1 protein-coding gene is annotated in these 653 nt (G+C 77.6%); it reads left to right on the top strand.

Going from position 1 to position 653, the window contains the following annotated elements; translation table 11 throughout:
- On the top strand, nt 1–653 hold a 653-nt coding region (locus tag DZG00_RS16220), incomplete at both ends, for a transglutaminaseTgpA domain-containing protein (RefSeq protein WP_233550180.1).

Genomic DNA, 653 nt, shown 5'->3' with positions numbered 1-653 from the left:
GGGCGCCGGCCGCGCCGCAGCACGCTGGCCGCTCACCGCCGCGCTCGGCGTCGCCCTCCTCGCGGGCGCCGCGAGCCTCCACCTGCTCGTCGAGCCGGGCGCGTGGTTCCTGCTGTGCGCGGTCGTCGTCGCCGCCGTGCTCGGATCCGCAGCCCTGCTCCGCGCCGCCGGGGTGCCGCGCCTGCTCGCGTCGCTCGGCGGCCTCGTGCTCCTCGCCCTGCTGATCACGCTCGTGTTCGCGGGGCGCACCGCCGTGCTCGGCGTGATCCCCACCCCGGAGACCCTGCGCACCCTGATCGCCGTCGGCGAGCAGGCGGGCGAGGAGATCTACCGCCGGTCGGCGCCCGTGCCGCCGCTCGCTTCCATCGTCTTCGTCATCGTGGCGTCGATCGGCGCGCTCGCGGTCGTGCTCGACGTGCTCGCCCATGCCCTCCGCCTGCCCGCCGTCACCGGGCTCCCGCTCCTCGTGCTCGTCTCCGTCCCGGGCGCCGTGCTCGTGGGCGAGTTCTCCGTCGGGTCGTTCGCCGTCACGGCGCTCGCGTGGTTCGCGGTGCTCGCCGCCGACGCGCGCGAGTCGGACCGGGAGGGCGGCTGGCGCGGATCCGGCCTCCTCGGCGGATCGCGACCCGCGCCACCGCCGGCACCCGGCCGCA

It is taken from the genome of Clavibacter lycopersici, assembly GCF_003576405.1.
GTDB classification, from domain to species: Bacteria; Actinomycetota; Actinomycetes; order Actinomycetales; family Microbacteriaceae; genus Clavibacter; species Clavibacter lycopersici.
This window is presented reverse-complemented; position numbering and strand designations above follow the sequence as displayed.